At 58.5% G+C, this 18,683-nt stretch carries 22 protein-coding genes; all 22 read left to right on the plus strand.

The features are described from left to right. Nucleotides 1-107 precede the first annotated feature (107 nt). The 22 genes from QEH54_RS05905 to QEH54_RS06010 all read left to right on the plus strand — a co-directional run bounded on the left by QEH54_RS05905 (nucleotide 108) and on the right by QEH54_RS06010 (nucleotide 18,681). A complete protein-coding gene (locus tag QEH54_RS05905) occupies nucleotides 108-599 on the plus strand; it encodes a flagellar biosynthetic protein FliO (RefSeq protein WP_309017719.1) in 492 nt (163 codons plus the stop codon). Further along, complete coding sequence (fliP, locus tag QEH54_RS05910; RefSeq protein ID WP_309017720.1) at nucleotides 596-1,366, plus strand: flagellar type III secretion system pore protein FliP; 771 nt, start codon at nucleotides 596-598, stop codon at nucleotides 1,364-1,366. The genes QEH54_RS05905 and fliP overlap by 4 nt, the downstream gene beginning before the upstream one ends. After that, nucleotides 1,363-1,632, plus strand: a complete 270-nt coding sequence (fliQ, locus tag QEH54_RS05915; protein ID WP_309017721.1) for a flagellar biosynthesis protein FliQ — start codon at nucleotides 1,363-1,365, stop codon at nucleotides 1,630-1,632. The genes fliP and fliQ overlap by 4 nt, the downstream gene beginning before the upstream one ends. Before the next feature lie 22 nt (nucleotides 1,633-1,654). Then, complete coding sequence (locus QEH54_RS05920; RefSeq protein WP_309017722.1) at nucleotides 1,655-2,425, plus strand: flagellar biosynthetic protein FliR; 771 nt, start codon at nucleotides 1,655-1,657, stop codon at nucleotides 2,423-2,425. A 5-nt stretch (nucleotides 2,426-2,430) separates the two neighbouring features. Further along, a complete protein-coding gene (locus QEH54_RS05925; RefSeq protein ID WP_309017723.1) occupies nucleotides 2,431-3,540 on the plus strand; it encodes an EscU/YscU/HrcU family type III secretion system export apparatus switch protein in 1,110 nt (369 codons plus the stop codon). Then, complete coding sequence (gene flhA, locus QEH54_RS05930) at nucleotides 3,537-5,768, plus strand: flagellar biosynthesis protein FlhA (protein ID WP_309017724.1); 2,232 nt, start codon at nucleotides 3,537-3,539, stop codon at nucleotides 5,766-5,768. The genes QEH54_RS05925 and flhA overlap by 4 nt, the downstream gene beginning before the upstream one ends. A 28-nt stretch (nucleotides 5,769-5,796) precedes the next feature. Continuing rightward, nucleotides 5,797-7,167 (plus strand): hypothetical protein, encoded by a 1,371-nt coding sequence (locus QEH54_RS05935; RefSeq protein WP_309017725.1) that lies wholly within the window; start codon nucleotides 5,797-5,799, stop codon nucleotides 7,165-7,167. Nucleotides 7,168-7,172: 5 nt separating this feature from the next. After that, nucleotides 7,173-7,436 (plus strand): hypothetical protein, encoded by a 264-nt coding sequence (locus tag QEH54_RS05940; RefSeq protein ID WP_309017726.1) that lies wholly within the window; start codon nucleotides 7,173-7,175, stop codon nucleotides 7,434-7,436. A 14-nt stretch (nucleotides 7,437-7,450) separates the two neighbouring features. Continuing rightward, nucleotides 7,451-8,266 carry a FliA/WhiG family RNA polymerase sigma factor gene (locus QEH54_RS05945; RefSeq protein WP_309017727.1) on the plus strand — a complete coding sequence of 272 codons (816 nt, stop codon included), beginning with the start codon at nucleotides 7,451-7,453 and terminating at the stop codon, nucleotides 8,264-8,266. Nucleotides 8,267-8,326: 60 nt separating this feature from the next. Then, nucleotides 8,327-9,184, plus strand: coding sequence for a motility-associated protein (locus QEH54_RS05950; protein WP_309017728.1), 858 nt, complete (start codon nucleotides 8,327-8,329; stop codon nucleotides 9,182-9,184). A 14-nt stretch (nucleotides 9,185-9,198) separates the two neighbouring features. Beyond that, nucleotides 9,199-9,978, plus strand: a complete 780-nt coding sequence (locus tag QEH54_RS05955; RefSeq protein ID WP_309017729.1) for a flagellar motor protein MotB — start codon at nucleotides 9,199-9,201, stop codon at nucleotides 9,976-9,978. Between the two features lie 8 nt (nucleotides 9,979-9,986). Then, nucleotides 9,987-10,238, plus strand: coding sequence for a hypothetical protein (locus tag QEH54_RS05960; protein ID WP_309017730.1), 252 nt, complete (start codon nucleotides 9,987-9,989; stop codon nucleotides 10,236-10,238). A 122-nt stretch (nucleotides 10,239-10,360) separates the two neighbouring features. After that, complete coding sequence (locus QEH54_RS05965; protein ID WP_309017731.1) at nucleotides 10,361-11,113, plus strand: flagellar hook-basal body protein; 753 nt, start codon at nucleotides 10,361-10,363, stop codon at nucleotides 11,111-11,113. 49 nt (nucleotides 11,114-11,162) lie between these two features. Continuing rightward, nucleotides 11,163-11,945 carry a flagellar basal-body rod protein FlgG gene (gene flgG / locus QEH54_RS05970; RefSeq protein WP_309017732.1) on the plus strand — a complete coding sequence of 261 codons (783 nt, stop codon included), beginning with the start codon at nucleotides 11,163-11,165 and terminating at the stop codon, nucleotides 11,943-11,945. A 2-nt stretch (nucleotides 11,946-11,947) separates the two neighbouring features. Further along, entirely contained in the window at nucleotides 11,948-12,808 is an 861-nt protein-coding gene (flgA, locus tag QEH54_RS05975) for a flagellar basal body P-ring formation chaperone FlgA (protein ID WP_309017733.1), read from the plus strand. A 21-nt stretch (nucleotides 12,809-12,829) separates the two neighbouring features. Next, the gene (locus QEH54_RS05980) at nucleotides 12,830-13,450 is read left to right on the plus strand and encodes a flagellar basal body L-ring protein FlgH (RefSeq protein WP_309017734.1); all 621 of its coding nucleotides are present in this window, start codon (nucleotides 12,830-12,832) and stop codon (nucleotides 13,448-13,450) included. A 38-nt stretch (nucleotides 13,451-13,488) separates the two neighbouring features. Then, nucleotides 13,489-14,586, plus strand: a complete 1,098-nt coding sequence (locus QEH54_RS05985; RefSeq protein ID WP_309017735.1) for a flagellar basal body P-ring protein FlgI — start codon at nucleotides 13,489-13,491, stop codon at nucleotides 14,584-14,586. 28 nt (nucleotides 14,587-14,614) lie between these two features. Beyond that, a complete protein-coding gene (locus tag QEH54_RS05990; protein WP_309017736.1) occupies nucleotides 14,615-14,950 on the plus strand; it encodes a hypothetical protein in 336 nt (111 codons plus the stop codon). Next, the gene (locus QEH54_RS05995) at nucleotides 14,943-15,455 is read left to right on the plus strand and encodes a flagellar protein FlgN (RefSeq protein ID WP_309017737.1); all 513 of its coding nucleotides are present in this window, start codon (nucleotides 14,943-14,945) and stop codon (nucleotides 15,453-15,455) included. The genes QEH54_RS05990 and QEH54_RS05995 overlap by 8 nt, the downstream gene beginning before the upstream one ends. A 39-nt stretch (nucleotides 15,456-15,494) precedes the next feature. Then, a complete protein-coding gene (locus QEH54_RS06000; RefSeq protein ID WP_309017738.1) occupies nucleotides 15,495-17,165 on the plus strand; it encodes a flagellar basal body rod C-terminal domain-containing protein in 1,671 nt (556 codons plus the stop codon). 42 nt (nucleotides 17,166-17,207) lie between these two features. After that, a complete protein-coding gene (locus tag QEH54_RS06005; protein WP_309017739.1) occupies nucleotides 17,208-18,197 on the plus strand; it encodes a hypothetical protein in 990 nt (329 codons plus the stop codon). A gap of 31 nt (nucleotides 18,198-18,228) precedes the next feature. Continuing rightward, complete coding sequence (locus QEH54_RS06010) at nucleotides 18,229-18,681, plus strand: flagellar assembly protein FliW (RefSeq protein WP_309017740.1); 453 nt, start codon at nucleotides 18,229-18,231, stop codon at nucleotides 18,679-18,681. Nucleotides 18,682-18,683 lie beyond the last annotated feature (2 nt).

An 18,683-nucleotide genomic window follows, 5' to 3' on the forward strand; every position in this document is an offset into this window, starting at 1 on the left:
AAAAAAAGCACTTTTATCGCTTTGATCTACAGTGGCTTACGTTCGGTGAAAACTCGTTGGCACCTAGGTTGCTAAGTTCGAGGCGCACCAACCACCGCTTACATCCTATGTCCACTCGTACCATTCTTGCTGCCCTTTGTTTCCTCGCAGCGACCGCTTTCGATGCCCCGCTCTGGGCAGCCATCGATGCGGACCAGATCATCGAGCCGCGTCAGTCGACGGAGGCGGCCGGACAGGGGGCTCAAGACGACGAAGCGATGCAGGGGCTCTTCTCCAATGGGGACGCCTCTTTCGGAGCGATGATTTCCATCCTGGGTTACGTTCTGATCGTAGGGGCGCTCGCGGTGGCGGTTTGGTATCTCTTCAAGCGCGGCATGATCCGCAAGCCCTTCGCCAAAGGAGAGGGCAAGCTGAAGATCGCGGAAACCCGCATGCTGGGCAATCGCCAGTTCATCATGGTGGTGGAATACGAGCAGCAGAAGCTTCTGCTTGGAGTGGGTCCGGGCAAGATCGACTACCTGACCAACCTCAGCGGCGTGCCGGCGGACTTCTCGCAGCTCGATCAGATGCAGGTGAAGAACGAAGGAGGAGCTCAGTGAGCCGCCTCGGAGCAATCGTTTTGCTTTTTCTCGGCCTTTCGTGCTTCGGCGTGAACGCGGTCGCCCAGACGGCTCCCGCCGCTCCCTCGGGGCCAGGTCTGCAGCTGAGCGTGAACATGGGCGGCGAGGACTCCCAGCAAGATGTAGGGGCCGCCATTCAGGTCGTCCTCTTGATGACTCTGCTCACGCTGGGACCCTCCATTGTGGTTCTGATGACCAGCTTCACCCGCATCATCATCGTGCTGGGCTTCGTTCGCACCGCCATGGGCGTACATCAGGCGCCCTCCAATCAGATCATCGTCGGTCTGGCGTTGGTCATCACCTTCTTCATCATGCAGCCGATTCTCACCGAGGTGAACGAGAACGCCCTGCAGCCGCTGATGGCCAAGGAGATCACCACCGCGGAAGCCTTCGAAGTCGGAGCCGCTCCGCTGCGCGAGTTCATGCTCAACCAAACCAAGCTCAGCGACGTGGAGTTCTTTCTCGACCTCTCTTCCGCCGGTCCCACCGCCGCTTCCGAACTGCCCATGCGCGTAGTGGTGCCCGCCTTCGTGATGAGCGAGATCCGCACCGCGTTCCAGATGGGCTTTCTCATCTTCCTACCCTTCATCATGATCGACTTCCTGGTCGGCACCACGCTGATGGCCATGGGTATGATGATGATGCCTCCGGTGGTCATTTCCCTTCCTTTCAAGCTGCTGCTCTTCGTTCTCGTGGACGGGTGGACGCTTGTAATCAAATCCTTGGTACAAAGCTTCAACATATGAATCTCGAAACCGCTATCGAACTCTTCCGCCAGGCGGTGACCAACGCCCTTATGCTGGTGGCTCCTATCTTGATCACCACCATTGTGGTCGGTCTGGTCATCAGCCTGTTCCAATCGGTCACTAGCATCCAGGAGCAGACCCTGTCGTTCGCTCCCAAGCTCTTCGCCGTCGGCGGCGTGCTCATCGTCGGGTCGGCTTGGCTGATGCGCACCCTCATGAGCTTCACCATCGAGGTGTACCAGAAGATTCCCGAAATCGGATTCTAATACCTTTCACCGACGTATCCAAATGTTCACTATAGGAGACATACTCGTTTTCATGATGGTCCTGGCCCGAGTGCTGGGCATGTTCATGATCGCGCCCGTCTTCTCGCATAAGACCATACCAGCCATCGCCAAGGTCACTCTCGCGGCGGCCTTCGGCTTCATGGCGATGCCGCTGGTAGGGGATCTGGATACGCAACCGATATCGATTCTCGAACTGGTTGTTTGGACCGCCAAGGAGATCGCGGTCGGGCTGAGCATCGGCATCGCCATCCGCATGATCTTCTTCGTTCTGGATTTCGCGGCCCATGTCTTGACCATGCAGATCGGCTTGATGCCAGGGCCTGAGTTCGACCCGTCCAGCGCCTCCAGCCAAGGCAATCCACTGGGGACCATCATCTATTTCTTCGGATTGATGATGCTGCTCTCCGGCACCGAATACGACATCCTGCGCGCCTTCATCATGAGCTTCGAAGTCGCCCCGATCGGCTACTTCACTCCCAACAGCTTCGCCGCGGATACGCTCGTGCTCAAAACGGCCGACATCTTCAAGATCGGCGTGCTCATGAGCGCTCCGGTCATCGCGGTGAACTTCCTTATCAATCTCATTTTCGCCACCCTAGGAAAGGTGGTGCCCAAGCTGAACGTTTTCATTCTCAGCTTCTCGGTGAGAATCTTCATCGGAACGTCGGTGCTGGTGGTGACGATCGGACTGATCGCCCACTACGCGATGAACTACCTGCACGAAACCCCTGAGATGATGCTGCGCTTCATCTTCTTCAGACCGGAGGCCTAGACGACATGGCAGACGCTGACAAAGAATCGAAGACAGAGGATCCAACAGCCAAGCGCCTCAGCGAGGCCATGAAGGAGGGTAACTTCGCCAAGGCCCAGGAGATTGGCACGACCTTTACCCTGCTTGCCGCCTTGCTGGTGGTGATGCTGGTCGGGGAACGCGTGGCCTCGGGCGCCTTCGATATCAGCTCCTTGGTTTGGGGAAATCTGGGAAATATCAGCCTGCGGGCCGACAACATTGCCTTCTTCTCGAAAGAGGTCCTCATCGCTCTGGGCAAGCTCAGCGCTCCCTTTCTCATCGCAGGTTTCGTCGCCGCTGTATTGGCTGGTGGTCTACAGTCCGGCTTCCGTCTTACGCCCAAGGCCCTGAAGGTCAGCTTCAACAAGCTCAACCCCATCAACGGCGCCAAGCAGCTCGTTTCAAAGGACGTGCTGGTCAAGTTTGGCATCGACCTGCTCAAACTCGCAGCCATCGCTCTGGTGCTTTGGGTGGCCATCAAGAAGATCGTAGCGGACCCGATTTTCTACGCGGCCATCGATATCCGCCACGTCGGGGAGTTTATCACCGAAACCTTCATCTACGTTTTCATCCGTCTCACCGCTTTGGTCGGCATCATCGCCATCATCAGCTTCCTCTACCAGAAGCACAAGACCAAGGAGCAGATGAAGATGACCAAGGAGGAAGTGAAGCAGGAGCGCAAGGACCAGGACATGAGCCCCGAGGTGCGCAAGGCCCGTATGCAGATGGCCATGCGTTTGATGCAAGGGCAGATGCTGGAGGATGTTGAGACTGCCGATGTTGTAGTGACAAATCCAACACACTACGCCGTGGCCTTGAAGTACGAGCGTGGCGTGGATCAGGCTCCGGTGGTTTTGGCTAAGGGCGAAAACGCCTTCGCTCGAAGAATCAAGGAAGTCGCTGCCTCGCATGGCGTGCCCGTCGTGGAAAACAAGATGGTCGCTCGCATGCTGTACAAGGTGGCTCAGGTCGGCTCGGCCATTCCGGTCGAGATGTTCCAATCGGTAGCGGAGATTCTGGCCTTCGTCTACAAGACCCATCGTTACTATTTCCACCAGCTTAAGCGCCGCCGCGCAGAAAAGAGGGCAGCTAAATGAGTGACTCGAATGGGGTAAGTTTCAAGGGCGTCTTCTCCATGATGAAGCGCGGCGAAACCGCGGTGGTTTTCGGCCTCTTCGGCACTATCATGCTGTTGGTCCTGCCGTTGCCCGCGATCATGCTGGACATGCTGCTGGCGGCGAGCATCGGCTCCTCCTTGCTGATTCTTTTGATCATCGTCTACGTCAAGGAACCGTCAGAGTTCTCCGGCTTTCCAACGGTTTTGCTGGCGATCACCCTGTTCCGGCTGGGGCTCAACGTGGCGTCGACGCGACTTATCCTACTGGATGGATACGCGGGCAACGTGATCGAATCCTTCGGCTCCTTTGTAGTGAGAAACAACTACGTCGTGGGCACGGTGGTCTTCCTGATCCTTGTCGCCATCAACTTCATCGTCATCACCAAGGGTTCCGGCCGTATCGCGGAAGTGGCCGCTCGCTTCACCTTGGATGCCATGCCGGGAAAGCAGATGGCAATCGATGCCGAGTTGAACGCCGGTATCATCGACGAAGTCAAGGCCACCCAGCGCCGCGAAAAGGTGCAGAAGGAGGCCGACTTCTACGGTTCGATGGACGGCGCCAGCAAGTTCGTGCGAGGCGACGCCACGGCGGGTATCTTGATCACTGTGATCAACGTGCTGGGAGGTATCGCCATCGGCATGTGGCAGCAGGAGCTCGGCTTTCAGGAAGCCCTGCAGAAGTTCACCTTGCTCTCCATTGGAGACGGTCTGGTCAGCCAAATTCCGGCGCTGATCATCTCCATGGCGGCTGGTTTGCTGGTCACGCGCAACTCTGGCGAGGACGAGGATCTCGGCTCGCAAATCGGTGGGCAAGTCGCCGCGTATCCCAAGGCTTTGGGCGTGTTGGCGGCCATGCTCGCGATCTTCGGTCTTATCCCAGGCATGCCGCTGCTGCCGTTTCTCGCGATGTCGCTGCTGTGCGGCGGCGGGGCCTACGCCATGCAGCAGCTGCAGGGGAAGCGCAGGATCGCGGAAAAACAGAAAGAGCTGGAGGAGGCGAATCGAGCGAAAGCCGCTGGCCGCTCCCAAGGAGCGTCGGGCGGTGACCCGCAATCGGATTCCAAGCACCTTCCGGCTGAATTTGAAAAACTAATCGAAGTAGACGTGTTTGCTCTAGAAATCGGATTCAATCTTCTCTCATTGGCGGACAAGGCCCAAGGCGGCGATCTGCTGGAACGTGTCACCGGCGTGCGCAAGACCATCGCTGGCGAACTGGGCATCGTGGTGCCGCCCATCGCGGTGCGCGACAACATGGAGCTGGAAGGGCAGGAGTACCGCTTCCTGCTGCACAACAAGGAGATCGCTCGCGGCGAAGTGGTGACCAGTCGCTGGATGGCCATGAACGTTTCCGGCAGCGAGGTGGAGCTCAACGGCATCCCGACCAAGGAGCCGGTCTTCGGTATCGACGCGGTCTGGATCGACGAAGACGAGAAGAAGACGGCCGAGATCAATGGCTATTCCGTGGTGGACGCCGCTTCGGTTTTGATCACCCATCTCTCGGAAGCCCTCAAGAATCACGCCCACCACCTGCTGTCTCGTCAGGATGTGCAGAAGCTGGTCGACCACGTGCAGGAGTCCCACCCAGCTCTGGTGTCGGAGCTGATCCCTGATCTTGTATCCGTAGGGATAATACATCGCGTGTTGCAGAACCTTTTGAAGGAAAACGTCGGTATCCGAAATCTCACGCTGATCCTGGAGGCCATAGGCGACTTCGCTCACATTTCCAAGAATCCGGACGATCTTTCCGAATACGTGCGTCGCCGCACGGGCGAGTTCTTCGTCTCCGACTATGAAGCGGAGAAGGGCGTGTTGAAAGCGATCACCATGGATCCCCGTCTCGAGCAGATTCTTGCTACGAAGATCCAAAGAACGAATACGGACTACACGCTGTCGCTGGATCCCCAGATGGCCCAATATCTTCTACGGGAGCTAGCCATCAAGGCTAACGATCAGATCGAAAACGGCTACCTGCCCATCCTGGTGACCGCGGCCGAGATCCGTCTTCCCTTCAAGCGCTTCTTCGAGCCGTCGCTGCCGAAGCTGAACATCCTTTCCTATCAGGAGCTCCCGTCGAGCACCGAGATCAACAACCACGCGATCATCCTCTTCCCGGACTTCGCCCAGCAGAACTTGCAGAAGCAGATGAGAGCGGAAGGGGCCTCGGCCTCGGCCCAGGCAGGTCCTTTCGCCGCCGCCCAAGCGAACTAGCCGAAGTCCATAGAGTCACCGAATTTCCATGAGCCAGAATCAGCCCAGCCCAACCACACAGATAAAGCTTCTCGTGAACAGCGCCAGCGAAGCGGTGAGCGTGCTGCGTGAACGCTACGGCGACGCGGCTCGCGTGCTCTCGGTGAAGCAGGTGGAAGTCGGGGGGCTGAAGCGACTCATCAGCAAGCCGCGCCTGGAGGTCATTGTCGAAGTGCCTTCGCAGGAGAAGGCGGTTCCAGCGACCAAGCCGCAGAAAGCGTCGACCCCAGCTCCCTCCCAGCACGCCGCTCCCAAGGCCGAAACTCCCAAGCCCGCTGAGGCCAAGGAGCAGCGACCTGAGCAGGTCGGCCAGGGTGACGAGAGGTCGCATGAGGATGCTCCTCAGCCCAAAGGCAAGGCACTGGGAAACCTTTACGCCAAGCGAAACGTCCCGGAAAAGCCCGCCAGCAGCGGCTATTTTTCCGACTTCGAAGACAGCGCCCCGCCAGCGACCGAGGAGCCGCAGGCGAGCGCGGCCAGCCCTGCGGAAGCCCCGCTAGGCAGCGCCGCCAATCCGGTGAAGCGCGGAACCTTGGACGCGGTCAAGCGCGCCACCTCCATGCTGGAGTCGGTCGGCTTCGATCGTACCTTGATCGAGCGCATGCGCAGCGAGATCGATTTCAAGGATGTCGGATCCCAGTCCGCCATGGATCTCTATGCCAAGATCTGCGATTGGCTACGTAGTCGTTTTCCGAATACGAAGAACGATGCAGTCGGGACGCGACGCGCGTTTTTCGGTTGTAGTGGCGTGGGTAAGACAGCGGCGTTGAGCAAAATGCTTTCAGGCGACGTTTTCGCCAGAGGATTGACGCCGACGGTGCTCAAGGTGGATTCCGATCTGCCCAATCCCAGCGATGCGCTGGAGGTCTTTTGCGAGATCATGGGAGCCACCTTGGCCCGGTCTTTGGAAGAGGTGGAAACGGTGTCCGAAGAGTCGCCTCTCCTGATCGACATGCCAGGCTTTTCGCTCTCCAGTCAGGACTCTATCAATACATGCAGAGATACCTTAGACGAGCTTGAGGTCGATGAGCGCATCCTCGTGGTCAATGCTGCCTACGAAGCGGAATTGATTGCCGAGATGATGTCGGCAGGCGAGATGGTCGGCGCGACGCGCGTGGTCTTCACTCATCTAGAGGAAACGCGGAAGGTGGGCAAACTGTGGAAGTTTTTGTTAAACGGAAGGATCAAACCGCTTTTCTTTTGCGTAGGTCCGAATCCAGCTGGTGAATACACCATGGAACCATTCAGCTACTTGCTCGAGCGTTCGTTTCCGAATGGACGTCAACTCGCTTCGGCGGGGCGGCGCGGCAGGAGCGAGGCGGATCGGTCGGAGGCCCGGGAGGCGCCGGTTAGTCGATGAAATATATGATGTTACTTGGAGGAATGTTCGGATTCGTCGGCATGTTCGTCGTCGGTCTGGCAGTGGGAAAGCATCCGCTTTCCGCTCTGACGCAAGCGAGCGTGGGAAGCGTCGCTGGCGGGCTGCTGTTCTTCTGGGTCTCAGGAATTTGGATAAGGAATGTAAGGCAAATGCTCATGGAGAAGCGTCAGGCTGCCGTCGCGGCGGTGGCAGAAGCCGAAGAGAGAAAACGGCATGACGCTAAAGAGCGCGGATCGAAACCCGTATAAATACCCAACCAACCATGAATGATGTTAGCGTGAAGGAGAGAAAGAAGGACAGTTCAAATGGAAAGAAGGCCCGCGCCGCGAAAGCGTACGCGGCGTCGGATGCGTCCAAGCCCCCTGTCCAGCAGGCGGAGCTTTTCGAGACGTACATGCCCTTGGTGCGCTCGATTGTGGCCCGCATCAAAATCAATCTCCCCCCTCATATCGACGAGCAGGATCTGCACAGCGTCGGTATCACTGGCTTGATCAACGCTCTTAAGAAGTACGACCCTGCCCAGAAGAAGTCTTTCGGTTCCTATGCCGCCATGCGCATTCGAGGAGCCATCCTCGACGAGCTGCGCCGCATGGACTGGATGCCCCGCAACGCCCGTACCAATTTCAAGAAGCTGCGCAAGACCGTCGACGAGCTGGAGCAGCGCCTTGGCCGTCCAGCGAAGGAGGAGGAGGTCCGCAAGGAGCTCGGTCTCACCCACAAGGAGTACGAGGCCCTCATGGCGGAAACTCGTCCAGTGAGCTTCCTGCCGCTCGACAACCCGGCCTCCGCCGGCGGCGACGATGGCGAAGGGGCGGACCTCTACGAGGTGATTCCCGACGATTCGGTGGTGCCGGTGACCTCCAAGATGGAGAAGGACGAGGTGACTCGTCTGGTGGCGGAGCGCATCAACCAGTTGCCCGAGACGCCGAGAAAGGTTTTGGCCATGTATTACTTCCAGGACATGCGCCTGGCGGAAATCGCGGAAGTCTTTGGCCTGACGGAATCTCGCATCTGCCAGATCCACTCACAGGCCATCATAAGCCTTAGAAGCTACATCACCAGCGTGATGCATAAGTAATTTTCTCCACCGAGAGAGTAAAGTTATCCCGCAAGACTCCGATAGCAGAGTCCTGAAGTCATGTTTGTAATCATAGGAGGTGTAATTGTTGTCGCCGCGGCCATCGGAGCGTTTCTGATGTCCGGAGGAAGCTTGCTGCTCCTGTGGCACCCTGCGGAAATCATCGCCATCGGCGGGATCACGGTTGGGGTGGCGATCATCAGCGCTCCGAAGGATGTGCTTATCCATACCATTCATGCGGTGCTGGGCACCTTGAAGGGAAACGGTCCCGGCAAGGATGACTACCTCGATCTGATGAAGATCATGTACGAGCTCTTCATGCTCGGCCGCCGAAACGGACTGCTGGCTCTGGACGAGCACGTGAGCTCCCCCGAATCGAGCTCCATCTTCCAGAACTACCCCAAGTTTCTGGCCGACAAGGACAAGGTGACCTTTCTCTGCTCGGCCCTGCGGCCCATCATCGACGGCAAGATCAAGCCCGACCAGCTCGAGCCGCTGCTCAAGGCGGAAATCGATGCCAAGAAGCAGGCGGCCCATGGCCCCATCAACGTGCTCCACCTGTTGGGCGACTCCCTCCCTGGAATCGGGATCGTGGCGGCGGTTATGGGTATCATCCTGACCATGAGCTTCCTTGACCAAGGGGTGATGGTGATCGGTGGCAAGATTTCCGCGGCTCTCTCGGGTACCTTCCTGGGGATCTTCGCAGCGTACGGATTTATTAACCCGCTCTGCAACATCATCGAGTTCGGAAACGAAGCCGAAGAGGCCTACTACATTTGCATGTCCCGCTCCATCGGTGCCTTCGCTCGCGGACTGGCCCCCATCATGGCGGTCGAGCTCGCTCGTCGCAGCCTCGAGGCGAGCCTAGTGCCGAGCGCGGATGATTTGGAAAACATCCTCAAGTCGTCGACCTCCTAGTTGGAATCGAGCGTATGAAGCAGCTTGGCACACACCACGGCGGAGCATGGAAGGTGGCGTACGCGGACTTCGTGACCGCGATGATGGCTCTTTTCATGGTGCTTTGGCTGACCTCGCAGGACGAGAGCCTCAAGCGCGACCTGGCCAAGTATTTCCAGGATCCCTACAATACGCCGATGGACAACTCCATGGGGGTCTTGAACAACAAGGCCAACGACGGAGGTGTGAAAAAGGAGCAGGCCGGCCAGGCCAAGGGCAAGGCGGAGATCTCCGATTTCAAGGTGCTCTACGAGATGGCTCAAGAGTTCATGCGCCTGCTCAACATCGACAGCGTCAACCCGGACCAGAAGCCGGTGGACCTGGATGTGACCAGCGATGGCCTGCGCGTCACGCTCTACGACCGCGACGCCCATCCCTTTTTCGTGGAAAACACCGCCGACTACACGCCCTGGGGCTCTTTCGTGATCGAGACGCTCGCTTGGCTGGTGCAGCGACACAATTTCATGGTGCGGGTCGACGGCTACGTTTCCGAAGGATTTCAAGGCGACGGCTGGGAATACACCGCCTGGGAGCTTTCCAGCGACCGAGCCAATAGCACGCGCCGCCTTCTGGAGCGCTACGGGGTGCGCGCCGGCCAGTTTAAAAGCGTCACCGCTCACGGCACGCGGGAGCCGCTGCCATTCATGCACCCCACTGCTGAAGCCAACGACCGCGTCTCGATAAGCCTTGTCTTGTCGGAGGTCTTCAACATCTTGGATGCCCGCCAGAAGGAGGCCGAGGAGTTCGGCCGGTAGACTTTCAAATGGATAGCTATCTATCAGGTAGAGAACGTGTTGGAGATTCCCCGAAATCGAGGGAAGACCCCAAGCAACTCGGGCAGAAGCCCCTGGGCGAGCTTGTGCTGCCCGAAGCGGCCGACGCCGAGCTCAAGGAGGACTGCGGAGAGGGCGGCAGTCGCGTGGCCTACGTCACCGAAAACGGCCGCGTGACCAAGATCGTGGTCACCTGCAACTGCGGGCAGGTCACCGAAATCGATTGCCGCTACGAGGACTAGCTCCTGCAGAAGCTGCCCCACGGATGGAGGCAATATTTGCCCCACGACGAGATGTGTTTTGTAAGGCGATGCTTATGAGGTAGTTGTGCAGTTGGCATATGCGATGCTTTGGAAGCGTCCAAATGCTAAACGGTGTCTATCAGAATGCGGCTGCGATGACGGGTCTTGAGGCCTGGAACAATTCCATCGCCCAAAACATCGCCCAATCTTCGACTCCTGGCTACAAGAAGGCCGAAATCTCCTTCGATGGCGTGGAGAGCGGAAAGATTGGAGTGAAAGGCGCTTTCGGCGACGTCTTGCAGCGCGCTTCGATCCAGACCCGCGGGGTCAGCTCGGTGGACTTCACCAGCGGAAACATCAAGATCACCAACAGCGAGTTCGATTTCGCTCTAGAAGGAGATGGCTTCTTCGAACTCCGCGCCCCCGATGGCCAGCTCGTCTACACTCGCGATGGTCAGTTCAAGCTCAACGACGACGGAGAGCTGGTCAGCAAGCAAGGTTTCCACGTCATGTCGGACACCCGCAACATCATCCAGCTCGTGCCCGACGGAGGACGCCTGCAATCCGCGAAGGACGGGACGCTTCGCCAAAACGGCCAGAAGATCGCCGAGCTGAGCATTCGCGGCATCTCCGATCCGGAAAACCTGATCCGTTCCCACGGAGGTTTCGTGCTGGGACCGAACAGCAACCAGATCACGCGCCACCTGGAAGATCCCTTCATTCGCCATGGCGCCCTCGAGCAGAGCAACGTCTCCTCCACAACCGAGATGATCAACCTGATCAACGTCTCGCGCTCCTTCCAAGTAAACCAGAAAGTGATCCAGGAGCATGATTCCGTACTCGAAAAAGCGATACGAGCCCTAGGAGCTTCCTGATAGGCTGTAACCATTTACCTGATACTAAATTCAACGGAACTAAACGACTATGAGCATCTCACTTTACTCGGCAGCCAGTGGCATGGAGGCCCAGCAGACAAACCTCAACGTCATTTCCAACAACATCGCCAACGTGAGCACCACCGGCTTCAAGAAGAGCAAGGTGGAGTTTCAGGACATGTTCTACCAGGTGCCCAAGTCGGTTGGAGCGGATTCGGGTGGCAACATTCTTCCCACGGGCATTCAGGTTGGTACCGGTACTCAAGTCGTATCCACTTCTAAAGTATTTACCCAAGGCCAGGTCAGTCAGACCGGCGACCAGATGGACGTGGCCATCGTAGGTGACGGCTTCTTCCGCATGACCGGTCCGGAAGGCGAAACGCTCTACACTCGCGACGGCGCCTTCAAGATCGGGCCGGAGGGCACCATCACCAACAGCCAAGGCATGGCCGCGCTCGACTTTCCCACGCCTCCCGCTGGCGCCACCAAGGTGGTGATCAACGAGTCCGGCGGCATCACCTTCCTCTCCGACAACGGCGAGGTGCAGGGCCGTGACCAGATCCAGCTGGCTCGATTCAGAAATCCGTCCGGCCTTTTGGGGCTGGGAGGAAACCTCTTCCGTGAAACCGAAGCCAGCGGCGCTCCCACCATCCAGGATCCAGGCGCCGATGGAACGGGGACCCTGCAGCAGGGCTATCTCGAAACCTCCAATGTCAATATCGTGGAGGAGATGGTTAACATGATCCTCGCTCAGCGAGCATATGAAATCAACTCCAAGTCCATTCAGACTTCCGATTCCATGATGCAGCAAGTCGCTCAGCTCAAGCGCTAGTCATGAAAAACTCGATACAGTTCAGGCTCATCTTCGGCGTCTGTCTCGCTTTCGCCATCTACGCGGCCGTTGCTCGCGCCTCTCTCGACGATATCCTCGCTCCGCTTCCAGTGGAGTCCGTGGCGCCCATCAGCAAGCAGTCGCTTTTCGTTCAGCGCGCTCAGCAGCCTGCCAAGGACGAGCTGGTAGAACGCCAGGTGGCCGCTCAGGAGCAGAATCCGAATTTCAGCGCCATCCTCACCGCCGACGTGCACGAGGCGGTGACTGTGGCCTTGGAGGACCGCCTTCGTCCCAATGGAGACATCACGCTGATCCCATTGCGCGACCTGCCGGACCTGACCAAGTACTCGCATCCTTTCAACGTGAATCTGATCAACATCCCCAGCCGCCTCAACCGTGGAAACGTGCTCATTCGCTTCCAGGTGGAAAACGAGGAAGGCGTGCTGGGCGAATGGAGCATCCCGTTCCGGGCCCACCTCTACACCGACGTTTGGTTTCCTCGAGCTCATCTGCGTCGCGGCGACATCGCTTCCGCCTCCGATTTCGAGGCCCGTCAGATCGACATGCTGGTCGAGCCGGACGCCGTGCCGGCCGCTCTCGAGTACCTGCTCCGGCACGAGTACGGACGCGACATCGTTCCGGGCAAGGCCTTGCAGTGGAACGACCTCGTCGAGCGCTCGCTTATCCGAAAGGGCGAGCTGGTCGAGGTGGTCGCGGTGAATGGACTGCTATCGATCTCCATGCGAGCGGTGGCGCGTCAGGATGGATCGAATGGAGATCTCATCGTGCTGCGAAACCTCGAGTCGTCCAAGGAGTTTTCAGCGAGAGTTGTCGGCGAGAATCGCGCCGAGGTCGTATTTTAAGCAATCAATCCAATCCATCTCATGCGTATTTCAATTCTACTTACACTCGTACTCGCTTTTGCCGCGACAGGCTCTGCCAAGTCGCTTTGGACTTCCAAGAAGAACAACGAAGCTGGCATGTACGCCGATCGCCTCGCCACCCGCATCGGCGATATCCTGATGGTTCAAATCGACGAGGAGACCATCGTGAATCGTAGTTCATCCAAGAATACGTCTTCGACGACCAACGTCTCTCATGGCCTCTCCTCTCTCGTCATTCCAAACACCGTCAACGTGCCCGATCCAGCCGAAGGCGGCGCAGATCTGCCCAAGATCGCGTTTTCGCCCACCGACTCCTTCAGCGGTACCGGCAGCGTGGCGGACTCCAACGTGATCGAAGCCAAGATCGCAGTCCTGGTGGTTGACGTGCTCCCTAACGGGAATCTGGTCATCGAAGGCGCTCGCAAGATGGAAACGTCAAAGGAAACTCAATACATCGTGATGCGCGGAATCGTGCGCGGCGATGACGTTTCCACCAACAACACCGTCATGTCGTACAACGTCGTGAACGCTTCCATCGAAGTGATCGGCGACGGCGAGCTCATGACCGCCCAGCGCAAGGGTTGGATCAACCAGCTGCTTGACGCGGTGAACGTATTCTAGCCCGCATTCCTACAACCTACCTCATCTTTCTGCACACAGTGAACTTTCTAGCCCGCGCCATTGTCATTTTATGCGTATCCGCCAGTGTCCTACACGCGGCTCGCGTCAAGGATCTGGTAACCGTCGAAGGAGGCCGAGACAACCAATTGGTCGGTTACGGTCTAGTGGTCGGTCTCGCCGGCGACGGCGATAGCGCCTCGCCCATGACCATAAACGCGGTGGCGAACTCTTTGAAGCGTTTCGGCCTCACGGTAGACCCCGAGGAATTGAAGGCGGACAACGTGGCTGCGGTGATGATCACAGCGGACATCCCTCCATTCGCTCGCGAGGGCACCCGCATCGACGTCACGGTCTCCTCCATTGGAGACGCCGAGAGCTTGCAAGGGGGCGTTCTTCTGCAGACCCCGCTGGTGGGCGCGGACGACGAAGTGTACGCGGTGGCCCAAGGGCAGATCGCGGTCGGCGGCTTCATCGGTGGAGCCGCAGGTCCTGGAGGGGCCACGGTGCAGAAGAATCATCCGACGGTGGGCATGATCGCCAACGGGGCCATCGTGGAACGGTCCATTCCCATGGAAGTGGGAGAGGGCGGCTTCGTGCGCTTCCTCTTGCGCAACCCCGACTACAGCACCGCGTCGCGTCTGGCGGAAGCCATCAACGTCATTTTCCCCACCAGCACCATCGCCTTGGACTCCGCTGCGGTGCAGGTGACCATCCCCGAGATCTACTTGGGTCGAGAGGTCGATTTCATTTCCTCCATCGGAGGCATCAACGTGGATCCGGACACGCCCGCTCGCATCGTGATCAACGAGCGGACCGGCACCATCGTGGCCACCGCTGGGGTGCGCATTTCGACGGTCGCGGTCAGCCACGGATCGCTCAGCATCACTATCGCCCGTTCGCAAAACGTCTCTCAGCCAGGGGCCTTCGCGAACGTGGGCGACACGGTGGAGACCGAAGGTACCGAGGTGGAGGTGACCGAGGAGCTGGGCGCGTTTCACGTGATCCCGGAGTACCCGACCATCCAGCAGGTCACCGCGGCCCTGAACGCCATGGGCGTTTCCACCCGCGAGATGATGTCGATCTTTCAAGCCATGAAAAGCGCCGGCGCCCTGCAGGCCGAGCTTGTCATCAAATAATCACTACAAGGAACGAGAAAACGAGACTATGGACGTAACAACTTCAGCGATGGCCGGTCTGACCGGTCAGCAGTGGAAGGAGCAGATGCTGACCGGCAACGCTTCCCGAAAAGAGCAGGTTGACCAGCTCGCTGCCGAGTTTGAGGGCGTCCTTATTCGCAACTTTCTTGACGAAGCATTGAAGCCCATGACCGAGGAAGCGGGCTTTTTCGGAGCCAAGGGCAGCCCGATGTACGAACATTTGATCAAGGATTCGCTGGCCAACAGCATCACCCAGTCGGGCTCGCTCGGCTTCTCATCGGTGCTGCAAGCCACGTTGTTTCCAGAAAATCTAAACGCGGAGGGAAACGATTCCCATGAGTAATGTAATTGAAGAAAAGGATTGGGATCCTCTGGTCGAGCTTTTGCGCCACGAAGTGCAGGAGTATGGAGGTTTGTATAATTTGCTGGAGCGTCAGCAGCAGGAGATCTTCAAGCGTGATCCGGAGCTGGTGATGAAGACCAACGAGGACATCGAGTCCTACATGACCAACATGGGCGTCTTGCGCGAGCAGCGCGAGACCATGGTGCGCGGCATGGCTCGGGCTTGCAAGGTGGACGAGGAGCAGCCGCTCTCCCAGATGCTCGCTCACTTCCCGGATTTCATGCGCCCCATGCTGCAGGCCTTGGTGGACGAAGTGAACCACATGGTGCGTCGCACCCGCCAGAAGGCTCGACAGAACTTCATGCTGCTCTCCCGCACCATGGAGATTTCCCACGAAACCTTCCAGTCGCTGCAGCCGGAGAACTACAACAAGACCTACACCAAGAAGGGACGAGTCGGGGTCAAGACCGCCGCTCCGCCTTCTCGCTATCGAGCTTTTGTATAAGCTTTTTCGCTACACCTGCACGCAACGACCCACTAACCCATGTCCAACAACATTTTTGGCCAACTTTCAAACGCTACCAAGGCGCTCACCGCGCACCGGTACGGCGTGACGACTGCTGGTAACAACATGGCGAACGTAAACAATCCTGAATACGCTCGCCAGCGTGTCGTCATCGGCGAGGACGGGGTTGTGCAGACCTTGGCCGGCCCTCAGGGGACTGGTGTGGAGGTGCAGGGGTTCGAACACATGCGCGATTTGGTCCTGGACCGCGAAGTGATGCGCGAAACCAGCCTGAACGCCTCGCTCGAAGCCCAGCAGTCAGCTCTGGCCAAGGCGGAAAGCGCCATCGGCCAGGAGATCACGCGATCCGGCGACTCGGCGTTCATCGACGGGGCGACCTCCGACGGTGGCGGCTCGGGTGGCATCGCGGAAACGCTGAACAATTTCTTCAACGCCATGCACTCGCTCTCCGCCAATCCCGGTTCGGACGCGGAGAAGGAGGCCATGCTGCAGAAGGCCCAGATCCTTACGGAAAAGCTCAACGTCACCGCGGAGCGCTTCACCGACCTGCAGGACGATCTCGAGCTTCAGATCAGCACCGATCTCGGCGAAGCGAATCAGTTGATCGAAGAGATCGCCCGTCTGAACACGGAGATCGCTCGGGCCGAATCCACCCAGCAGGGACAGGCCCTCAGCTTGCGCGACCATCGCCAGGCCCTTCTGGAGGACCTGTCCAGCAAGATGCAGGTGCGCTCCGAGGAGATCCCGGGAAGCAGCGGTCAGATTCGCGTCTACATACCCACCGTGGGCGGCAAGTCGCCCACCATAGACCTGGTGGAGCGAGGCCGCTTCAAGCAGGTTGAGATGGATCTCAGCGGCATTTCTCCCAAGTTTGGCATCGTAGACGAGAATGTTGAGATCGACGTCAGAGGAGGAAGTATCCACGGATCCATACAAGCGATGGAAGGACCGATCTCCACCTATGCGCGCGGCCTCGACGACCTTGCGCTCGCGTTGGCTACCGAAGTGAACGGTCTCTATACCGGGGGAGATGTGACGCGCTCGAATTTCTTCAACGAGACCAGCGTCGCCAGCATCGCGGAAACCATCGCCACGGAGCTCGGTGAATCCGTATCCGCCAGCGACCTGCAAACTGCCATCGATGCGGATGGCTCGACCGATGTGGACGGCCAAGTGGCGGCGGCAGCGGCTTACATCGTAGCCAACACCACCACCTCCTCCTCGGCGTCCACCATCGAGGGCATGATCTCCAGCGTCCGCCGCAAGGAGCTCTCGGCCGCGAACATCCGGCTGGATGACGGACTCTCCGCCAGCACCATGCGCACGACCAACGACTCCGCCCAGGAGAAGGGCGACGGCTCGCTGATCCTCGCCATCGCGGAGCTGGACGAGACCCGCCTCGACGGAAGCAGCAGCCGCGGCAGCGATTTGCAGAACCGGACCATGAGCTCCTTCTATCGTTCCATCGTCACCGATATGGGCGAAAGCTCGGCCAAGGTGGAAAGCCGCCTCGATGACGAGAAAATCGTTTTCAATCTGCTCAAGGAGCAGCGCGACTCCGTCTCCGGCGTCTCCCTCGACGAGGAAATGACCGACATGATGAAGTTTCAGCGCGCCTACGAAGCGACGGGTAAGCTGATCCGGGCCATCGACGAGATGCTCGATGTGATCGTGAACCGGCTGATCTAATCCATTTTCTGAATACGCAAGAACCATCTATTCCCACTAAAGATGAGAGTCACCACCAACACCTACCCTGATACGCTGCTGCGCCACCTGCAGCGGGTCACGAAGGACATGAATCACCTCAACGAGCAGGTGGCGACGGGGCAGCGCTTTTCCAAGGTTTCGGAGGACTCCGCGTCCGCCAACCGAGTGCTCGACATGCAGGAGGAGAAGGGAAAGATCACCCAGTTCTCTCGCAACGCAGCTCGAGCTCAGAACATCAACAACACCACGATTTCGCAGCTGCAGAACTTCATCGACATATCCGACCGAGTGAGCGAGATCGCCACCCTTGCGGACGGGATCAAGGGGCCGGACGGCCTGAGGGCCTACGCGGAGGAAGTCGACGAGCTGATCGAGCACGCCATGCAGAGCGCCAACGCCAGCTTCAACGGGGAGTTCATCTTCGCTGGCACCGACAGCGACAACCGGCCGTTCGAAGTGGTCGACATGCGCGACGACAGCGGCAACTCCTACTCGAAGAACCTCGGAACGGGAGTGATCACCATGACCGATTCAGGCGGCGCCACCTCCACCGTCGCCAGCTTTCCGGACGACGGGGAAATCGTCTCGGTGGAATATGTCGGGGCGGCCGAAGGCACAAAGTTTCACGTTTCCGAGTCCGGAACCATCAAGCCCTTCACTGACGGAGCCACCAATCAGAAGTTCAGGGACTTCATCAACCGCATGATTACCCTGAGAGACGAGCTGGCAGCCGGCACTCCGTCCGGATCCGCTACTCGGGAGAGTCTGGAGAGTTCGGAGGATGATCTCATCTTCGCCCTCAGCCGGCAGGGTTCGGTGCAAATGCGCATCGAATTCGATCTGAAGCTTAACGAACAGCGCTTCACCGACCTGGAAGAGAACATCTCTGCCGAGGCCGATGTGGACATCGCTCAAACTGTGGTTAGGTTAACCCAAGTGCAAAACGCGTACCAAGCCTCGCTGAAAAGCGCCGGCCAGGTGCTCAACCAGTCGCTGCTGGACTACCTCTAAAGCCCGCCTAACCACCAAGACCGAATAGGAAATGAAAGTCGCACCTGAAACACAGTCCAAAAAGGACGTCTGGATCAAGCCCATGGAGTTCGATCTGCCCAGCGGATTGATCGGCATCGAAGACGCCACCCGCTACGAGCTCCTCATCAACGAGGAAGAGGCTCCCTTCATGTGGATCCGAAGCGTGACCCACCACGAGCTCGGCTTCGTGGTGGTGGAGCCCCATCAGATCGTGTCCGACTACGATGTGGAGATCGGAGACGAGGACGCCAAGACGCTCGGCATCGAAAACGCCGACGACGCGCTGGTGCTCAACATCGTGACGCTGCGGGACAACGATATCGAGGCCGCCACGGTCAACCTGATCGCGCCCATCGTGATCAATCGAAAGACGGGGCAGGGCAAGCAGGTCATCGCGGTCAACTACATGAAGTTTTCAGCCCGACATCCGCTGCTCGCGGACAGCGCTGTGAGTTCATCCTAAAT

Origin of the sequence: Pelagicoccus sp. SDUM812003 (assembly GCF_031127815.1) — a bacterium.
GTDB lineage: Bacteria > Verrucomicrobiota > Verrucomicrobiia > Opitutales > Opitutaceae > Pelagicoccus.